The following is an 18881-nucleotide window of genomic DNA, read 5'->3' on the forward strand; positions in this document are numbered from 1 at the left end:
GTCGTCGGGCAGTCTAGCAGGGCTCAGGGCTGGTTCAGCAGGCCGCGGGTGCGCTCGGTGTCCCTGCCGATCTCCTCGACCAGGTCGGCGATCGAGTCATATCTCTGCTGACCGCGAATCCGCGCGACGAAGTCCAGCGCCACATGCTGGCCGTACAGGTCGGCGCTGGTGTCCAGGACGAAGGCCTCCACGGTGCGGGTCCGCCCGGAGAATGTCGGGTTGGTGCCGACGGACACCGCGGCCTGGTACCGCTCACCAGGAATCACGGTGCCGGTCACCGGCCCGTGCCCGAGCACCGTGAACCATGCCGCGTACACGCCGTCGGCCGGAATGGCGGAATACATCGGCGGCGCCACATTCGCGGTGGGAAACCCAAGTTCGGACCCCCGGCCGTAGCCTCGCACCACGACGCCTTCGACCCGGTGCGGGCGGCCCAGCGCTTCGGTAGCCGCCAGCACGTCGCCGGCGTCCACGCAGGACCTGATGTAGGTCGAAGAGAACGTCACGGTCTCGTTGCTGTGGTGCTCGGACAGCAGCGACATCGCTTCCACCGCGAACCCGAACCGGTCACCGGCCTTGCGCAGGGTTTCGACGCTGCCGGCCGCCTTCTTGCCGAAGGTGAAGTTCTCACCCACCACCACCTCCACCACGTGCAGGTGCTCCACCAGCAGCTCGTGGATGTAGCGGTCCGGCGTGAGCTTCATGAAATCGGTGGTGAAGGGCATCACCAGGAAGACGTCGATGCCCAGCTCCTCGACGAGTTCGGCCCGCCGCGTCAGCGTCGTCAGCTGGGCCGGGTGGCTGCCCGGATAAACGACCTCCATCGGATGGGGGTCGAAGGTCATCAGCACCGACGGCACGCCGCGGGCGCGGCCCGCCTTGACCGCATGCGCGATCAACTCGGCGTGCCCTCGGTGCACCCCGTCGAAGACCCCTATGGTCAGCACACATCGGCCCCAGTCTGTGGGGATCTCGTCCTGGCCGCGCCACCGCTGCACGCCGCAAGCCTATCGGGTGTCCGGTAGGCCGCTTTCATACCGAGGCCGCGTCCACGCCGGGGACTGCTCGGCGGGTCCGCTCCTGGGCGCAGACGCGATGTCGTGGGTGCAGGCTCGGCGCCCACGGCGCCGGATTAGGCGTGGATTGCCTAAGATTTGTGGTTGTGAGGGCTGACGACGAGCCTGGCGGGCTCACCCCGGTTGCCCAGGACTATTTGAAAGTCATTTGGACTGTCCAGGAGTGGTCCCCCGACGGGGTTCCACAGAAGGTGAGCACCAAGATGCTCGCCGAGAAGATCGGGGTGTCCGCCAGCACCGCATCGGAGTCCATCCGCAAGCTCGCCGAGCAGGGGCTGGTGAACCACGAGAAGTACGGCGCGGTGACGCTGACGGAATCTGGCCGGCGGGCGGCGCTGGGCATGGTGCGCCGGCACCGGCTGCTGGAGACGTTCCTGGTCAACGAGCTGGGATACGGCTGGGACGAGGTGCACGACGAGGCCGAGGTGCTCGAGCACGCGGTGTCCGACCGGCTGGTGGCGCGCATCGACGCCAAGCTGGGCTACCCCCACCGCGACCCGCACGGCGACCCGATACCGGCCACCGACGGGCAGGTGCCGACGCCACCGGCGCGTCAGCTGTGGGCCTGCCGCGACGGCGACACCGGCAAGGTGGCCCGCATTTCCGACGCCGACCCGGAAATGTTGCGGTACTTCGACAGCGTGGGAATCAACCTGGATTCACAGCTGCAGGTGCTCACGCGCCGCGAATTCGCCGGCATGATCTCGGTGGCGGTGTCGTCGGGCGACAGGGCGACGGCCACCGTCGAGCTGGGCAGCCCGGCCGCGCGGGCGATCTGGGTAGTGGGCTAGCGGCGTGTGTGGCGTTCTCGCCTTCGCCGAGCGGACCGTCTCTCAGCCCGACAGCAGCCCCTTGGCGATGTGGGTCACCTGAACCTCGTTGCTGCCGGCGTAAATCATCAATGACTTCGCATCGCGCGCAAGCTGTTCCACGCGGTACTCCGCCATGTAGCCGTTGCCGCCGAACAATTGCACGGCGTCCATCGCGACGTCGGTGGCGGCCTCGGAGCTGTACAGCTTGATCGCCGATGCCTCGGCGAGTGTCAGCGGTTTGCCGGCCTGCTGGCGCTCGATGGTGTGAAACACCATGTTCTGCACGTTCATCCGGGCGATCTCCATCCTGGCCAGTTTCAGCTGGATCAGCTGGAACTGCCCGATGTTCTTGCCCCACAACGTGCGACTCTTCGCGTAGTCCACACACAACCGGTGGCATTCGTTGATGATGCCCAGCGCCATCATCGCAATGCCGATCCGTTCGGCGGCGAAGTTGGCCCGGGCGCTCTCCCGGCCGTCGCCGTCGCCGGGCTGCTCACTTTCGCCCAGCAACCGGTCGGGAGTCAGCCGGACGTTGTCGAAGAACAACTCCCCCGTCGGCGAGGACATCATGCCCATCTTCTTGAACGGCTTGCCCTGGGTGAGGCCGGGCATCCCGGAATCGAGCACGAACACCAGCACCGGCCGGTTGCGTGGGTCCGTGGCGGAAGCACCGGCCGCATCGTCGGCGAGCTTGGCGTAGACGACCAGCACATCGGCGTACGGCCCGTTGGTGATGAACGTCTTCTGGCCGTTGAGGATGTAGTCCTGGCCATCCCGTTTGACATAGGTCTTCATGCCGCCGAACGCGTCCGAGCCGGAATCCGGTTCGGTGATGGCCCAGGCAGCGATCTTGTTCAGCGTCATCAAATCGGGCAGCCAGCGCTCCTTCTGAGCCAGGGTGCCGCGGCTCATGATGGTCGCCGCACCCAGGCCCAGGCTCACCGACGCCGTGCTCAGCAGCCCGATGCTGACCCGGGCGATCTCGGACACCAGCACCGCGACCATCGAGCCCTGGGCGCCGAAACCGTCTGCACTGTCAGCTTTTTCGGGCTCGGAGTCACCGTCCTTGCTGGCGCGCTCGCGGTCGAGCATCTTCTTCACCGATTCCGCAGCCAGCACATCGAGACCGAACTGGCTGAACAGTTTGCGCGCGATCGGGTAAGGCGGCATTTCGCCGGTTTCCAGGGCATCCAGGTTGGGCCGGATCTCCTTGTCCACGAACTGACGGACGGTGTCGCGCACCATCAGATCGGTTTCGGACCACTCGATCACAGCTCAGCGCTCGGCGCGCTGGTAGGCGGTGACGACGGCCGCGCCACCCAGCCCGATGTTGTGCTGCAGGGCGGCGCTGACGTTGTCCACCTGGCGCTTGTCCGCGGTTCCGCGCAGTTGCCAGGTGAGCTCGGAACACTGCGCCAGCCCCGTCGCACCGAGCGGGTGGCCCTTGGAGATCAGCCCGCCCGACGGGTTGACCACCCAGCGTCCGCCGTAGGTGGTCTGGTTGTCGTCGATCAGCTTGGGCGCCTCGCCCTCGCCGCACAGGCCGAGGGCTTCGTAGAGCAGCAGCTCGTTGGCGGAGAAGCAGTCGTGCAGTTCGATCACCTGAAAGTCGTCGGGACCGAGCCCCGACTGCTGGTAAACCTGTTGGGCGGCTTGCACATTCATGTCGTAGCCGATGATGTTGCGGACGCTGCCGTCGAACGTGGAGCCGAAATCGGTGGTCATCGACTGCCCGACGATCTCCACCGCCTGCCCGGCCAGGTCATGCCGGGCGACGTAATCCTCGCTGGCCAGCACCACCGCCGCCGATCCGTCCGAGGTCGGTGAGCACTGCAGTTTGGTGAGTGGGTCGGAGATCATCTTCGCGGCCAGGATGTCATCGAGGGTGTACTCGTCCTGGAACTGGGCGTAGGGGTTGTTCACCGAATGCTTGTGGTTCTTGAAGCCGATCTTGGCGAAATGCTCAGCCGTGGTGCCGTACTTCTTCATGTGCTCGCGGCCGGCCGCGCCGAACATCCAGGGCGCCACCGGAAAGGCGAACTCGTCGATCTCGGCCAGCGCCTTGACGTGCCGGCCCAGCGGGGACTCCCGGTCGTTGGCGCCGCCCTGCAAGGAGCCCGGCTGCATCTTTTCGAAGCCCAGCGCCAGCACGCAGTCGGCCAGCCCGCCGCGAATGGCCTGCGCGCCCAGATACAGCGCGGTGGACCCGGTGGAGCAATTGTTGTTGACGTTGACGATCGGGATCCCGGTCATGCCGAGCTCGTAGAGAGCCCGCTGTCCGCAGGTGGAGTCGCCGGCCACGTATCCAACGAAACCCTGTTCGATCTCGGGGTAGTCGATGCCCGCGTCCTGCAGCGCTTTGGTGCCGGATTCCTTGGCCATCTGCGGGTAGTCCCAGCCTTCACGCCGGCCCGGCTTCTCGAACTTCGTCATGCCCACGCCCACGACGAAAACCTTGTTACGACTCTTAGCAGGCACCTTTGCCCCCTCGGCTTGATCGACTTGTCTCCCAGTGTGCAACTCGGCTGACCAAGACGGCCGACCGGGGGCGGTCCAACGTCGAGGCTGAAGAATTGCAGACCCGTACTCGCACTTTCGCTGCAGAGTTACAGCCTCGGCGAGCAGAGAGCTCTACAACGTCGACGGGCGGATCACCACCACCGATCTGGTGCGGCGACCCTCGTCGCACAGCAACGCGATCACCCGGCCGTCCTCGGCGGCGGCCGCGTACACGCCATCGAGACCGGCCGGTGTCAGCGGCCGGCCGTTGGCGGCGGCGTCGGCCTCCTCGGCCGTCAGGTCACGACGCGCGAACATCAGCAGGCACGCCTCATCGAGGCTCAGCGACAGGCGCGGGCGCTCGGCCAGGTCCTCGAGCGTCACGGCGTGGCGCAGGTCGAACCGCCCGACCCGGGTGCGCCGCAGCGCGGTCAGGTGACCACCCACACCGAGCGCGGCGCCGAGATCGCGGGCCAGCGCGCGGATATAGGTGCCCGACGAGCAGTCGACCGCCACGTCGAGATCGATCAGGCCCTCCGCGCGACGCGTCGCCAGCACCTCGAACCGGTCGATGCGCACCGGCCGGGCCCGCAGTTCGACGGCCTGACCTTCGCGGGCCAGCTGGTAGGCGCGCCGGCCGGCGACCTTGATCGCGCTGACCGCCGACGGCACCTGCTCGATGTCACCGCGCAGCCCGTCCAGCGCCGCCGCGATCGCCTCGTCGGTGACGTGGTCCGCCGGAACCGACTGCAGCAGTTCACCTTCCGCGTCATCGGTGGAGGTGGACTGGCCCAGCCGGATGGTGGCCGCATACGACTTCGTCGTGGCGGTCAACAGGCCGAGGATCTTGGTGGCGCGCTCGATGCCGATCACGAGGACACCGGTGGCCATCGGGTCCAACGTCCCGGCATGACCCACCCGGCGGGTGCCGAAGATCCGTCGGCACCGCCCCACGACGTCGTGACTGGTCATCCCGGCCGGTTTGTCGACAACGACCAATCCGGCGCCCAGCCCGGGGCCGGTTTCGGTCATAGCACGATCGCGGTGAGCACCAGCCCGCGCTCGACCGACCAGCGCCCGGTCAACGACGCCAGCGGCGGACCCGACAGGGCTTCGGGATCGATCAGGATCCGGGAGACGAAGCGGCCGGCGGCCGGCGAGTCCGCCTGGAACGTGATGTGTGCGTCCTCGAAACCCAGCCAGCGCTTGGTCAGCGGGAACCACGCTTTGTACGTTGCTTCCTTGGCGCAGAACAGGATTCGGTCCCAATGCAATTCGTTCGGCAGTGCCGCAGGAATCTCGGCGCGCTCGGCCGGCAGGCTGATCGCGTCCAGCACGCCGTTGGGCAGCACATCGTGCGGTTCGGCGTCGATGCCCACCGAGCGCACCGGCCCGTCACGTCCCACCACCGCGCCCCGGTAGCCGGCGCAGTGGGTGAGGCTGCCGACGACACCGTCGGGCCAGCACGGTTCGCCCTTGTCCCCCTTGAGGATCGGGACGGGCGACACGCCGATCTCACCCAGCGCCACGCGGGCACAGTGCCGCACGGTGATGAACTCATTGCGCCGCTTGGCCACCGACCGGGCGATCAGCGGCTCCTCCTCGGGCAGCGGCTGCAGGTCCGGCGGGTCCGAATACAGCTCGGCATGGCCCAGGTTGTCGACCAGGGTGCCGGGCAGCAGCGACGACACCAGCGTGCGGGTGTTCACCGGGACTGCCGCTGGCGCAGTCGTTCCTGAAATTGGGCGTGCTGGGCCCGCATCTCAGGGGTGATCGTGAAGTGCCCGCCGAAGTCGTTCAGGTAGCCCGGCGCGTACTGCGGGTCGGGCAGCACCTGGCGCAGCCAGCTGTACGGCTTGCGCCGGCGCCACTCGCGCGGGTAACCCACCGACACCTCTTCGAACCGCACGTCGTCGTACCAGGTGGTGCGCGGAATGTGCAGGTGACCGTAGACCGAGCAGATCGCGTTGTAGCGGGTGTGCCAGTCGGCGGTCTTGGTGGTGCCGCACCACAGCGCGAACTCGGGGTAGAACAGCGCGTCGCAGGGGTCGCGCACCAGCGGGAAATGGTTGACCAGCACCGTCGGCTGCATCCAGTCGAGCTGTTCGAGGCGGGCCCGCGTCTTGGCGACCCGCTCGCGGCACCAGGCATCGCGGGTGGCGTACGGCTCACAGGACAACAGGAACTCGTCGGTGCACACCACGTTGCGTTCCTTGGCGATGGCCAGACCTTCGGCCTTGGTGGCGGCTCCGTTCGGCAGGAACGTGTAGTCGTACAGCAGGAACATCGGCACGATGGTGGCCGGGCCGCCCCGCTCGGTCCACACCGGGAAAGGGTGCTCAGGGGTGACGACGCCCATCTCGTCACACATGTTGACCAGATAGTCGTAGCGGTCACGGCCGAAGATCTGCAGTGGGTCTTTGTTGGTGGTCCACAGTTCGTGGTTGCCCGGCACCCAGATCACCTTCGCGAACCGCCGCCGCAGCAGATCCAGCGCCCAGCGGATCTCATCGGTGCGTTCGGCGACATCCCCGCAGACGATCAGCCAATCGTCCGGCGACGACGGATGCAGCGACTCGGTGACGGGCTTGTTGCCGAGGTGACCGGTGTGCAGGTCCGAGACAGCCCACAGTGTCGGCTGTCCCCCGCCCTGCTCATGTCCTGTCACGATTCACCACCCTAGCGATCCGCAGTGGATTGCCTCGTTTCGCTCACGGCTGCATTGCAGCGACTTGTACACTCCCGGCAAGAGGATCGCCGGGAGCAGGGGGTGTCGTGTTCGCCAAAGTGCGTCTGGCTGCAGCGCTGAGTGCGCTGGTCACAGCGGTGATCATCGGCTTCCAATTCGCTCCCCCGGCCCCGACGGCGCGCGGGCCCGTCGAGCTGCGGTCAACGGCTCAGCCGATGGAAACCACCATGAAGAGCCCGATCGTTGCGACGAGCGACCCGAGTCCGTTCGATCCCTGCACCGATATTCCGTTCGACGCGGTGCAGCGGCTGGGACTGGCTTTCACCCCTCCGGAGCCGCTCGAAGGCCTGCGCTGCCAGTTCGACGCCGGCAACTACCAATTGGCCGTGGAGCCGATCGTGTGGCGGACCTACGCCCAGACGCTGCCCGCCGACGCCGTCGAGACCACGATCCAGGGCCACCGCGCCGCCCAGTACTGGACCTTGAAGCCGACCTATCACAACAGCTTCTGGTACATCTCCTGCATGGTGACGTTCAAGACCAGCTACGGCGTCATCCAGCAGTCGCTGTTCTACTCCACCGTGTATTCCGAGCCCGACGTCGACTGCCCGTCCACCAATCTGCAGCGGGCCAACGACCTCGCTCCGTTCTACAAATTCTGATCCTGCCTACTCTGGCTGTGTGAGCATCACATCCCTTCGGCGTGAGCAACTCAAGCAGCGGACTCTGACCAGCGGTCTCGGCCGTCGGGCCGCTCTCGGCGCGATCGGCGCCGCGTTCGGACTACCACGAGCCACCACGCGTTACACCGTCGACCGCGTCGAGATTCCGATGCGCGACGGCGTCCATCTCATCGCCGACCACTACGCGCCCCAGACGTCCAAGCCGACCGGCACGTTGCTGGTGCGGGGACCCTACGGGCGCAAGCTGCCGTTCTCGCTGGCCTTCGCCACCCTGTATGCGGCCCGCGGCTATCACGTGGTGATGCAGAGCGTCCGGGGCACCTTCGGCTCGGCCGGCGAGTTCGAGCCGATGGCCAACGAGGCGGACGACGGCGCCGACACGGTGCAGTGGTTGCGCGAGCAACCGTGGTTCACCGGCCGCTTCGCCACCGTCGGGCTGTCCTACCTCGGCTTCACCCAGTGGGCGCTGCTCAACGATCCGCCCCCGGAACTGGCCGCCGCGGTGATCGCGGCCGGTCCGCACGACTTCTGCGAATCCACTTGGGGCACAGGCACATTTGCGGTCAATGACTTCCTCGGCTGGAGCGACATGGTGAGCCGGCAGGAGGACCCCCGCCGCCTCCGGCACGCCATCCGGCACCTTCGGGCGCCCCGCAAAGTGGCGAAGACCGTCCAGAGGGTTCCGTTCGGGCCGGCCGCACGCGATCTGCTCGGCTCGGGGGCACCCTGGTTCGAAACGTGGGCGACGCAACCCGAACCCGGCGACCCTTTCTGGGAGCGGTTGCGCTTTCCCGACGCGCTGGATCGCGCCGAGGTGCCGGTGTTGCTGCTCGGCGGTTGGCAGGACCTGTTCGTCGGCCAGACGACGCGGCAGTACCGGCACCTGTCCCGGCGGGGGGTGAACGTCGCGATGACGGTCGGCCCCTGGACGCACGTCCAGATGATCACCAAAGCCCTCCCCCTCACGACGCGGGAAACGCTGGACTGGCTGGACTTCCACCTCGGCGGCGCACCGGCGCTGAGCCGCCCGAGCCCCGTGCACGTCTTCGTGACCGGCCAGGGCTGGCGTCACCTGCCCGACTGGCCGCCGGCCACCGACGAACTGGCCCTGTACCTGCAGCCCTACGGGCACCTGGGCGACACCCCGCCGGAGACCAAAACCCGGCCCGCGAACTTCCGCTACGACCCGAAGAACCCGACCCCGACGACCGGCGGGCCGCTGCTGTCGGCGAAGGGCGGCTACCGCGACGACACCGAGCTCGCCCAGCGCGACGACGTGCTGAGCTTCACCGGCGCCACCCTGACCGAGGACCTGTTCGTCTATGGCAGCCCCGTCCTGGAATTGGCGCACAGTTCCGACAACCCGCACGTCGATTTGTTCGTCCGGGTCAGCGAAGTGGATGCCAAAGGCCAATCCCGCAACGTGAGCGACGGGTACCGCCGGCTCGGGGACTCCGCGCGTAGCGTCCGCGTCGAACTCGATCCGATCGCGCACCGCTTCGCGGCCGGGTCGCGCATTCGCGTCCTGATCTCCGGAAGCTGGGTCCCGCGCTATGCGCCCAACCTGGGCACCGGCGAACCGGTGCTGACCGGACGCGAGCTCAAGCCGGCCACCCACTCGGTGCACTTCGGCGAGTCCCGATTGCTGCTGCCGGCTTCAGGCGATGGCGGCACGGACCCGGTGGACGACCTCGGCTAACTCGGCATCGGCGTGCACGGGCGCCGACAGCTGGGGCGCGACGGGCAACTGCACCCAACTGGTACAGCCGGCGTAGTCGGGGGTGCGGGTCAGCCGCACCGGTTCGACGAGCGGTATCGCCGACACCACCAGGACGGCGAGCTGATGTCTGGGCCGGAAGTCGAGGCGGTCGGCGCGCACCGAATCGGCGGTCCAGATATGCAGATCCTCTATGTCGGGCAATCGCTCGGTCCGGTTAACCGCAAGTGCAGCAACGATTTTCGCAGCTGCTCGCACCGTCACCCAGTCCTCGGTGCTGTCCGCGGCGCCGGCTGCGAGCAGATCCTGATGCTCGGGACGGACGCGCTGGGCGTGGCTGTGCGCCACCGTCGGGAACAGCAGGAACTCGTCGGCAGCCACCTCGAAGCGCTTCTCGCCGATGCCGCCCTTGCGCAGCAGGATCGTCTGGCGTCCGTCGAGCAGCGCCCGCACCGCCGCGCTCCACTCTTTGAGCGCTGTCGTGGCTCGAGCGCTCGTCATCTCAGCGCTTGGCGGGCCACTGCTGGACCTTCTTGAGGGGCGCGGCGCAACGGCGGGACGGTCTTGGGCGGCTGGCGCCGAGGCGGCAGCGCGTCGAGCAGCCGGGCGGTCGAGGCGGTCACCTCGGCGACCGCGGCTTCGAACGCGTCGGCGTTGGCGGCGGACGGATGGGTGATCCCACTGACCTTGCGTACGTACTGGCGCGCCGCGGCCGCGATCTCCTGGGCAGTGGCGGGCGGCTCCAGCCCACGAAGTTCGGTGATATTGCGGCACATGGTCTCCACGATAAGCGCGGCATCGGCTTTGGCTACGGTAAGAGCCATGACCGACGAGATCCTGCTGATCGACACCGACGAGCGGGTGCGCACCCTGACCCTGAACCGTCCGCAGTCCCGCAACGCGCTGTCCGCGGACCTGCGCGACCAGTTCTTCAGTGCCCTCGCCGACGCCGAGGCGGACGACGGCGTCGACGTCATCATCGTCACCGGCGCCGATCCGGTGTTCTGCGCCGGACTGGACCTCAAGGAGCTGGGCGGGCAGACCGCTCTGCCCGATATCTCGCCACGCTGGCCGGCGCTGACCAAGCCGGTGATCGGCGCCATCAACGGTGCCGCGGTCACCGGCGGGCTCGAGCTCGCGCTCTACTGCGACATCCTGATCGCCTCCGAGCAGGCCCGTTTCGCCGACACCCACGCCCGGGTCGGCCTGCTGCCGACCTGGGGCCTGAGCGTGCGACTGCCGCAGAAGGTCGGCGTCGGACTCGCCCGGCGGATGAGCATGACCGGCGACTACCTGTCGGCCGCCGACGCACTGCGTGCCGGGCTGGTCACCGAGGTGGTGGCGCATGACCAACTGCTGCCCACCGCCCACGCCGTCGCAGCCTCCATCGTCGGCAACAACCAGGATGCGGTCAGGGCGCTGCTCGCGTCCTACCACCACATTGACGACGCCCAGATCGGCGGCGGTCTGTGGCTGGAAGCCGCTGCGGCACGGCAGTTCCGCACCAGCGGCGACGACATCGCGGCGAATCGTGAGGCGGTACTGCAACGCGGACGTTCCCAGGTGCGCTAGCCGCCTTGTGATGCCACAACCGGCTCCGCAACGCGCACGGCGTTCGAGCACCGACGTCGTCCTCACGGTCGTCCTGTTCGTCGCGCAGTTCGCGGCCAGTGTGCTCTCCTTCATCGGCGCGTTGGGGCCGGCGATGTGGTTGATGCTGCCCGGGTGCAGCGACAACTGCGACAGCGCCGGCGTCGAGCACTTCTACTCCCAGACCGGCTTCGGTATCGCCGTGGTCGCCGGTGGGATCATTGCCGGTTTGCTGGTGGCGGTGATCGGTTCGGTGACAGCCGGAATTCGACGGTCGGTGATGTGCCTCTGGCCCGCCCTGGGCCTGACCATCGTCGGTGTCACTTTCGTTGCCGCACTATTCATCTGGTTGAACGCCGTACCTGACACAGCGCCACGCTGAACTCGACCGTGACGTACCCGGCGAGCGTCGCCGGCAGTGGCTGACCGGTTCGGTGAAATGCGGCCCGGCGCGCCCACGGCCAGGGCCGACCGCCCGACCCGCTCGCCCGGCTGAACCGTATGATGCACAAATGTATTTTATCTGTTGACGTATCGGATTTGGCACCGTATTTTTTCTGGTAGCGCCGAGCGGGCGGCGCGCCCACCTTCCCCTCTGCTCCCCTCTGCGCGCGATGCATCGCGGCTCGAGAAAGGCATTGCCATGTCATTCGTCATCACATCGCCGGAGTCGATCACTGCGGCCGCCTCGGACCTGGCCCGCATCGGATCGGCCATCAGCGAGGCCAATCTGGTTGCGGCACTGCCCACTTCGTCAGTGTTGCCGGCGGCCCAGGACGAGATCTCGGCCGCCATTGCCGCGCTGTTCGGCAATCACGCGCAGCACTACCTGGCGATCAGCGAGCAGGCGGCGAACTTCCACGCGCAGTTCGTGCAGTCGATCGGCACCGCCGCCGGGTCCTACGCCACCGCCGAAGCGGTCAACGCGTCGCCGTTGCAGGCCATCGAGCAGGGTGTGCTGGGTGCGGTCAACGCCCCCACCCAACTGCTGCTGGGCCGTCCGCTGATCGGCGACGGCGCCAATGGTGCGGCGGGTAGCGGTCAGGCCGGCGGCGCGGGCGGAATCTTGTGGGGCAACGGCGGTGCCGGCGGTTCGGGTGCCGCCGGCCAGAGCGGTGGCTCCGGCGGGGCGGCCGGATTGATCGGTAACGGTGGAGCGGGCGGTGCCGGCGGGGTGGGTGGTGCCGGTGGAACCGGCGGCGCGGGCGGTTGGCTGTGGGGCAGCGGCGGCGTGGGCGGTTCAGGTGTCGTCGGCGGCGCCGGCGGCACCGCCACCCTGCTCGGCTCCGGGGGTGCGGGCGGCGCCGGTGGATACGGCGGCACCGGCGGCACCGGCGGCTGGCTCTGGGGCAACGGCGGGGCCGGAGGTTCGGCCGAGGCCGGGTACTTCGGCGGAGCCGGCGGGGCGGCCCGGCTGCTGGGCGCAGGCGGAGCCGGCGGCGCCGGTGGATATGGCGGCACGGGCGGCACCGGCGGCTGGCTCTGGGGCAACGGCGGGGCCGGTGGCGCCGGAATCGACGGCGGCAGCGGTGGAGCCGGCGGCAATGCTGTGCTCCTGGGCAGCGGCGGCGCGGGCGGTGTCGGGGGCGTGGGCACATCCTTGACACCGCACGGTGGTACCGGCGGAAACGGGGGTACGGGCGGGTTCCTCTACGGCGACGGCGGGGCCGGCGGCACCGGCGGCGCCGGCGTCGCGGGGGTCAGCGGCGGCGCCGGCGGGTCAGGCACCTCTGGCGGCGACGGTGGCGCCGGGGGTATCGGCGGACGGGGTTCGCAGCTGCTCGGATCCGGTGGAGTCGGCGGCACCGGCGGGCAGGGCGGTGCGGGCGGCGCCGGCGGCAACGGCAGCCACGGCGGCGCGGGCCAGACCGGCCAGGCCGGCGGCAATGGCGGGAACGGCGGCGTCGGCGGCGTGGGCGGCACCGGCAACGAGGGCGGCTGGTTGAACAAGATCTTCACCCCCTCGGGCGGCCAAGCCCTCGGTGGTGCGGGCGGCAACGGCGGTACCGGCGGAGCCGCCGGCGACGGCGGCAACGGTGGCGACGGCACCTGGAACATGAACGGCGGCAATGGCGGTAACGGCGGCAATCCCGGCACCGGCGGCGCCGGTGGGGCAGGTGGCGCCGGCGGCCGCTTCGGCCAGGCGGCAAGTGGCGCAATCGGCAACAGCCCGCACAGCGGCGGAAACGGCGGAAACGGCGGCGCCGGCTCGGTCTCGGTTTCACCCGGCGTCAAGGGGAATGACGGTGGCAACGGCGGCAACGGCGGCCTGTACGGCAACGGTGGCAACGGGGGTGCCGGAGGCAACGGCACGTTCGGTTCCGACGCGATCGCCGGCGCCGACGCCGCCAGCGGCAGTGCTGGCGGGAACGGCGGCACCGGCGGCAAGGGCGGTGCCCTGGCCGGCAACGGTGGCAACGGCGGGGCCGGCGGGCACGGCGGCGACGGCGGCGACGGCGGCCGGGGCTTCGACGGCCAGGTCGGCAAGGCCGGCGGCGGCACCGGTGGTGACGGCACCAACGGCGGCCGGGGCGGCAACGGCGGAGCGGGCGGCAATGGCGGGGCCGGGGGTACCGCCACCGCGGGACAGGCCGGCAAGCAGGGTGCCGGCGGCAATGGCGGCAATGCAGGCAACGGCGCCGTCGGAGGGAACGGCGGCAACGGCGGCGACGGCAGCTTCGCCAACGGCGGCAACGGCAACGGCGGCAACGGCGGCAACGGCGGCAATCGCGGAGTCGGCGGCACCGGCGGCGCCGGTGGACTCGGTCCCGACGGCACCACCGGCGCCCGCGGAGCCGACGGCTACACCCCCGTCAGCGGCGGCAACGGCGGCAATGGCGGTAACGGGGCCACCTCGGTAAACCCGAACGTGGCCGGCGGAAACGGCGGCAACGGCGGCAACGGCGGCTCTCACGGCAACGGAGGCACCGGCGGGGCCGGTGGCAACGGTGCATCCGGCACCAACGCGGTGGCCGCGGGCGGCGACGGCACCAGCGGGAGCTCCGGCGGAAACGGCGGCACTGGCGGCAAGGGTGGCTCGATGGCCGGCAACGGCGGTACCGGCGGAGCCGGTGGAAACGGCGGCGAGGGGGGTGATGGCGCGGTCGGCTTGAACGGCCAGCCGGGCAAATTCCCCGGCGGCACCGGCGGCGACGGTATGAACGGCGGCCGTGGCGGCAACGGCGGCGCCGGCGGCAACGGCGGGGCCGGCGGCACGGCAACCGCCGGGCAGGCCGGCAAGCAGGGCGTCGGTGGCAACGGCGGCAACGCCGGTGACGGCGCCGTCGGCGGCAACGGCGGCAAGGGCGGCGACGGCAGCTTCGCCAACGGCGGCAACGGTAGTGGCGGCACTGGCGGCAATGGCGGCAACCGAGGAGTCGGCGGAACCGGGGGGGCCGGCGGCACCGGGTCCGCCCCCGGCGCCCGGGGCGCCGACGGCTACACCCCCACCAGCGGCGGGAACGGCGGCAACGGCGGCAATGGCGCGGACTCCTTCAACCCGAACCTGGCGGGTGGCGACGGCGGCAAGGGCGGCAACGGCGGGCTGGACGGCAACGGTGGCAACGGCGGACGCGGCGGAAACGGAGCCACCGGCACTAACGGAACCAACAACACCACGGCCGGGGGCACCGGCGGCAACGGCGGCAACGGCTCGGCCGGGGGTTCCGGCGGCGCCGGCGGCAACAGCGGGGTGTTCCACGGCAGCGGCGGCAACGGAGGTGCCGCCGGTTCGGGCGGCAATGGCGGCAGCGGCGGCGCCGGCGGAAACGGGACATCAGGCACCACGGGCATGCCCCATGGAAGTGACGGGGGCACTGGCGGAACCGGCGGCCAGGGCGGTCAAGGTGGTCAGGGCGGAACCGGCGGAGCCGCGGGCAAAGCGGTAAATCTGAACGGCGGCACGAACGGCATTCAGGGCGCCGGCGGCAACGGCGGCCAAGGCGGCGGCGGAGGTAACGGCGGGACTGGCGGCAACGGCGGCAACGGCGCCTCGGCCAGCGGCATCACCCCGCAGGCCGGCAACGGCGGCAACGGCGGTGCCGGCGGCACCGCGGGCAAGGGTGGCAACGGCGGCGCAGGCGGAGCCGGCTCCACCACCGGAACCACCGGCGGCACCGGAATGCAGGGCAAGGGCGGCAGCGGCGGCGCGGGCGGAAACGGCGGAAACGGCGACACCACCGGTGTGGCAAACCCCACCGCCGGCAACGGCGGGACAGGCGGCGCCGGCGGTGAAGGCGCCACCGGCGGCACCGGTGGCGCGGGCGGTCACGGCGGCAACGGCGGCGTCGGCAATAACGCGGACGGCGGCGCGGGCGGCACCGGTGGCCGGGGCGGCAAGGGCAATCTCGGCGCGGGCGGCGTCGGCGGAATCGGCGGCAACGGCGGAAACGGCGGCAACGCCACCAACTCCTACCTGGCGGGCAACGGCGGCAATGCGGGCAACGGCGGCTACGGCGGTGACAGCACCAACGCCCCGGGTGCGTCGGGCGGCACCGGCGGCACCGGCGGCACCGGCGGCACCGGAATCAGCAACGGCGGCAACCTCTCTCGGCCGGGCGGCTTCGGCGGCACCGGGGGGACGGGTGGCACGGGTGGCGCTGGACGATATGGCTTGCAGATCCTGGCCGGCTCCTTCGGCAACACCGGGGGACCCGGCAGCGGATCCGGCGGCATCGCGGGTGGCACCGGTGGCGGCGGCGGTGCCGGGGGCAAGGGGGGCGGAAGCTGACCGCCGGCCCTCAGTGGCGGAACCCGGAGAGCTTGCGCTTGATCTGTCGGTTGTAGATCGCCTGCAGCTGTTTCTGGATGCTGCCGAACGTTGCGCCGACGTCAGCCCCCTTCAGGCCGATGGACTCCAGACCGGCGGATATGACACGGTCGCCGCCGGGAAGGAAGACGCGGGCGTAGTCCTGCGGACGGGTGTGTGGCAGCTGCTCGAAGGCCACCCGGGCTCGCGGATTGTCGTTCAGATACCGCTGCTGGCTGGGGTCGTCTGCTGCCGATTTCCGCACCGCGAGATAACCCGTGTGCTGACTGAAGTACGCGGTGTTACGCGGATTCGTGACGTACGCGATGAACTTGAGCGCGTTGAGCTTTCGATCGTCGGACAGCTTGGTCGGGATCGCCAGACCGGCACCGCCGGTCGGGCATGCGGCTGCTCCGCCGGGGCCGGTCGGCAACGGCGACACGCCGAAGTCGAACCGGGCCGCGGCGGTGATCCCGACCAGCGCGCCCGTCGAGGCCACCGTGGAGGCGAGGATGCCGGTGGCGAACTCGTTGGCGATATTGTTGGCAATCGCCGCGTACCGCTTGTCGTGGATCGATTCGCGCAGAAAGGTCCCTGCCGCGATGGTCGCCGGGTCGGTGAACCTCAACGTCCACTGGTCGGAATACGCACCGCCGAACGCCCAATTCGGCCCTTCGAAGGTCCAGGAGATCGCTTCGGAATTCGACCAGCCGTGCGCCAGGTTGCCCGCGCCGACAACGCTCTGCAGGCGCGGTCCCCACTCGTCGAACTCCGGCCAGGAGATCGGCCCGCGGTCCGGCAGCCCGGCCCGTTCCCAGGCGGCCTTGTTGTAGTAGAACAGCGGCGTCGACCGCGCATACGGCACCGCGTAGTGGTGCCCGCCGAACTCGTAGTCGGCCAGCAATGAGTCGACATAGTCCGTGGTGTCCACGCCCACCTGGCGGAACAGGTCGTCCAGCGGGGCCAGGACGCCACTCAGCGCGAAGTGGAACCACCAGATGTCATCCAGCACAACGACATCGGGCACGTCGGCGCCGATGAGCGCAGCGTTGAACTTCTGCGCGACCTCGTCGTAGTCCTTCCCGGCATCGATCAACTTGACCTGCAAGTCCGGGAATTCCTGCTGGAACCGGTTGATCAGCTCGCGCTCCACCCCGGTCGACAGACCGGGATGGTTGGACCAGAACGTGATCGGGCCGTTTCCGGACTTGACCGGGCTACGGTCGCCCATGCCCGCGCAGCCGGCCGTCACACCGGCCGCCGCCAATGTCAGCAGCGCTCTGCGGCTCAGCACCGTCACCCCTTCACCGCACCGGAGGTCAGGCCCTTGATCATCTGCCGCTGCAAGACAATGAAAATCAACAGGATCGGCAACATCGCCAGCAGCGTCACCGCCATCACCGGGCCCCAGTTGGTGACGCCTTCGGCCTGCTGCAGGAAGGTCAGGCCCACCGGCAGCGGTGCCACCGACTCGTCGTCGGACATCAGGAACGGCCACAGGTATTCGTTCCACTCGTTGACCACCGTGATGATGCCGAACGCCACCATCGTGGGCCCGGACATCGGTAACACCACCTGCAGCAGCAGTTGCCACCAGCGCGCGCCGTCCATCCGTGCCGCTTCGATGACCTCGGCAGGAAGCGACAGAAAATGGTTGCGCATCAAGAAGGTTCCGAACGCGACACCGGCCAGCGGCAGGATGATGCCGGGAAAGGTGTTGCGCAGGCCCAATTGAGAGATCAGCGCATAGTTGGAGATCACGGTGATCTGGTTGGGCACCATCAGAGCGGCGATGATCAACAGGAACACCGCGTTACGCCCGGGAAACCGCACGAACACCAGGCCGAAGGCGCTGAGCACGCCGAGGACGAACTTCACCGCCGCCAGCGACGAGGTGATGATGACCGAGTTGCGCACATAGGTCCAGAACGGAATCTGTTGCGTGGCAGTCCGGTAATTCTGCGGATGCCAGTGCGGCGGCCACCAGGTTGTCGGCTGCGAGTAGACGTCGGGCTGCTCTTTCAGCGACGTGAAGAACACGAACGTCAGCGGTCCGGCGATCAGCGCGACCACCACCAGCATCGCCGCGTAGCCGAGCAGACGTGCGGGGCGAAAGCGATCGGAACTCACTGGCGCTGCTCCCTGTCCATGACGCGCACCTGGTAGTAGGTGATGGCCAGCAGTACCAGGAACATGATCGTGGCGACGGCGGCGCCGTAACCGGCGCGGAAGTTTCGGAAAGTCTCGAGATACACCTGGTAGACCATGGTGGTGGTGCCGGTGCCCTCCGGGCCGCCGCGGGTCATGACGTTGATGACGTCGAAAACCTGCAGCGAGCTGATCAGCACGGTGATCGACAGGAAGAACGTGGTGGGACGCAGCTGTGGCAACGTCACCATCCGGAATGTGGTCCACCGGCCGGCACCGTCGATCTGCGCCGCTTCCAACAGGTCTCGTCGCACCCCTTGTAGCGCTGCCAGGTAGATGACGAAGGTGTAGCCGAGGTTCTTCCAGATGTAGGTGACGATGATCATGAACATGGCCCAGTGCGCGTCCTGGTAGAAATCGGGAACCCCGAGCCCGACGCGGCGCAGCAGGTCCTGGATCAGACCGAAGTGCGGGTCGAAGACGAACTGGGCGGCCAGCCCCACGGCAGCACCGGAGATCACGAACGGCGCGAACACCGTGGAGCGCACCACATTCCGGCCGCGCAGCGGCTGATCGAGCAGCATGGCCAGCGCCAGCCCCAGCACCATCGAGCCGGCCACCGCGGCCACGGTGAACACCGTCGTGTTGAGCACGATGCGCGCGGTGTCGGAACGGGTGAACCATTCCGCGTAGTTCGACAGGCCGATGAATTCGGCTTGCGGGTCGGAGATGTTCCAGTCGAAGAAGGACAGCCGGATGTTGTCGGCCAAGGGGCGGTAGATGAACAGCGCCAGCAGCGCCACGTTCGGTCCGACGAGGACGAGGAACAGCGCGTAGTCACTCCACGGGCGGCGCCGGGCCCGCTGCGTCGTCCTCACCGGCGCAGTCTAGCCCCGGGTATCGGCGCCGAGATTGCT

At 69.1% G+C, this 18881-nt stretch carries 17 protein-coding genes; 6 read left to right on the top strand and 11 right to left on the bottom strand.

All coding sequences use genetic code 11. The features are described from left to right. Positions 1 to 23 precede the first annotated feature (23 nt). A complete protein-coding gene (locus QXK92_RS08905) occupies positions 24 to 998 on the bottom strand; it encodes a bifunctional riboflavin kinase/FAD synthetase (RefSeq protein ID WP_306241290.1) in 975 nt (324 codons plus the stop codon). Positions 999 to 1162: 164 nt separating this feature from the next. Here QXK92_RS08905 and mntR point away from each other — a divergent pair, with 164 nt between their 5' ends. Beyond that, positions 1163 to 1867 (top strand): manganese-binding transcriptional regulator MntR, encoded by a 705-nt coding sequence (gene mntR, locus QXK92_RS08910; protein ID WP_306241291.1) that lies wholly within the window; start codon positions 1163 to 1165, stop codon positions 1865 to 1867. Positions 1868 to 1909: 42 nt separating this feature from the next. On the opposite strand, the gene QXK92_RS08915 is transcribed toward mntR, so the two are convergent. The 5 genes from QXK92_RS08915 to QXK92_RS08935 form a co-directional block, all read right to left on the bottom strand. Then, entirely contained in the window at positions 1910 to 3163 is a 1254-nt protein-coding gene (locus QXK92_RS08915) for an acyl-CoA dehydrogenase family protein (protein ID WP_306241292.1), read from the bottom strand. A 3-nt stretch (positions 3164 to 3166) separates the two neighbouring features. Then, the gene (locus QXK92_RS08920; protein WP_306241293.1) at positions 3167 to 4369 is read right to left on the bottom strand and encodes a lipid-transfer protein; all 1203 of its coding nucleotides are present in this window, start codon (positions 4367 to 4369) and stop codon (positions 3167 to 3169) included. Between the two features lie 153 nt (positions 4370 to 4522). Next, positions 4523 to 5422, bottom strand: coding sequence for a tRNA pseudouridine(55) synthase TruB (gene truB / locus QXK92_RS08925; protein ID WP_306241294.1), 900 nt, complete (start codon positions 5420 to 5422; stop codon positions 4523 to 4525). Beyond that, entirely contained in the window at positions 5419 to 6099 is a 681-nt protein-coding gene (locus QXK92_RS08930) for a 4'-phosphopantetheinyl transferase (protein WP_306241295.1), read from the bottom strand. Before QXK92_RS08930 ends, truB begins: the two co-directional genes overlap by 4 nt. Beyond that, the gene (locus QXK92_RS08935) at positions 6096 to 7058 is read right to left on the bottom strand and encodes a metallophosphoesterase (protein WP_371934500.1); all 963 of its coding nucleotides are present in this window, start codon (positions 7056 to 7058) and stop codon (positions 6096 to 6098) included. The genes QXK92_RS08930 and QXK92_RS08935 overlap by 4 nt, the downstream gene beginning before the upstream one ends. Positions 7059 to 7165: 107 nt before the next feature. Between QXK92_RS08935 and QXK92_RS08940 the strand changes: the two genes are divergently transcribed. Together QXK92_RS08940 and QXK92_RS08945 are read left to right on the top strand one after the other, a co-directional pair. Next, positions 7166 to 7741, top strand: coding sequence for a DUF3558 domain-containing protein (locus QXK92_RS08940; protein WP_306241296.1), 576 nt, complete (start codon positions 7166 to 7168; stop codon positions 7739 to 7741). 19 nt (positions 7742 to 7760) lie between these two features. Continuing rightward, a complete protein-coding gene (locus QXK92_RS08945; RefSeq protein WP_306241298.1) occupies positions 7761 to 9461 on the top strand; it encodes a CocE/NonD family hydrolase in 1701 nt (566 codons plus the stop codon). Here QXK92_RS08945 and QXK92_RS08950 read toward each other — a convergent pair. Together QXK92_RS08950 and QXK92_RS08955 are read right to left on the bottom strand one after the other, a co-directional pair. Then, a complete protein-coding gene (locus QXK92_RS08950) occupies positions 9420 to 9980 on the bottom strand; it encodes a DUF1802 family protein (protein ID WP_306241299.1) in 561 nt (186 codons plus the stop codon). The two genes, QXK92_RS08945 and QXK92_RS08950, sit on opposite strands and share 42 nt — an antisense overlap. Next, positions 9977 to 10255 carry a DUF2277 domain-containing protein gene (locus tag QXK92_RS08955; RefSeq protein WP_306244292.1) on the bottom strand — a complete coding sequence of 93 codons (279 nt, stop codon included), beginning with the start codon at positions 10253 to 10255 and terminating at the stop codon, positions 9977 to 9979. The genes QXK92_RS08950 and QXK92_RS08955 overlap by 4 nt, the downstream gene beginning before the upstream one ends. Before the next feature lie 46 nt (positions 10256 to 10301). Here QXK92_RS08955 and QXK92_RS08960 point away from each other — a divergent pair, with 46 nt between their 5' ends. The 3 genes from QXK92_RS08960 (at position 10302) to QXK92_RS08970 (ending at position 15798) form a co-directional block, all read left to right on the top strand. Beyond that, a complete protein-coding gene (locus QXK92_RS08960) occupies positions 10302 to 11051 on the top strand; it encodes an enoyl-CoA hydratase (RefSeq protein WP_306241300.1) in 750 nt (249 codons plus the stop codon). A 10-nt stretch (positions 11052 to 11061) separates the two neighbouring features. Then, complete coding sequence (locus QXK92_RS08965; protein ID WP_306241301.1) at positions 11062 to 11451, top strand: hypothetical protein; 390 nt, start codon at positions 11062 to 11064, stop codon at positions 11449 to 11451. Between the two features lie 261 nt (positions 11452 to 11712). After that, positions 11713 to 15798 (top strand): PE family protein, encoded by a 4086-nt coding sequence (locus QXK92_RS08970; protein WP_306241302.1) that lies wholly within the window; start codon positions 11713 to 11715, stop codon positions 15796 to 15798. Positions 15799 to 15808: 10 nt separating this feature from the next. Here QXK92_RS08970 and QXK92_RS08975 read toward each other — a convergent pair whose 3' ends face one another. From QXK92_RS08975 to QXK92_RS08985, 3 genes are read right to left on the bottom strand one after another with little or no spacing between them, the layout of a single operon-like run. Next, positions 15809 to 17116 carry an ABC transporter substrate-binding protein gene (locus QXK92_RS08975; RefSeq protein ID WP_306241303.1) on the bottom strand — a complete coding sequence of 436 codons (1308 nt, stop codon included), beginning with the start codon at positions 17114 to 17116 and terminating at the stop codon, positions 15809 to 15811. Beyond that, positions 17113 to 17946 (bottom strand): carbohydrate ABC transporter permease, encoded by an 834-nt coding sequence (locus QXK92_RS08980; RefSeq protein ID WP_306241304.1) that lies wholly within the window; start codon positions 17944 to 17946, stop codon positions 17113 to 17115. Before QXK92_RS08980 ends, QXK92_RS08975 begins: the two co-directional genes overlap by 4 nt. After that, on the bottom strand, positions 17943 to 18842 hold the full coding sequence (locus QXK92_RS08985) for a carbohydrate ABC transporter permease (protein WP_306241305.1): 900 nt from the start codon (positions 18840 to 18842) through the stop codon (positions 17943 to 17945). The genes QXK92_RS08980 and QXK92_RS08985 overlap by 4 nt, the downstream gene beginning before the upstream one ends. Between the last annotated feature and the right edge of the window lie 39 nt (positions 18843 to 18881).

Source organism: Mycobacterium sp. TY815, assembly GCF_030755135.1.
Taxonomy (GTDB): Bacteria; Actinomycetota; Actinomycetes; order Mycobacteriales; family Mycobacteriaceae; genus Mycobacterium.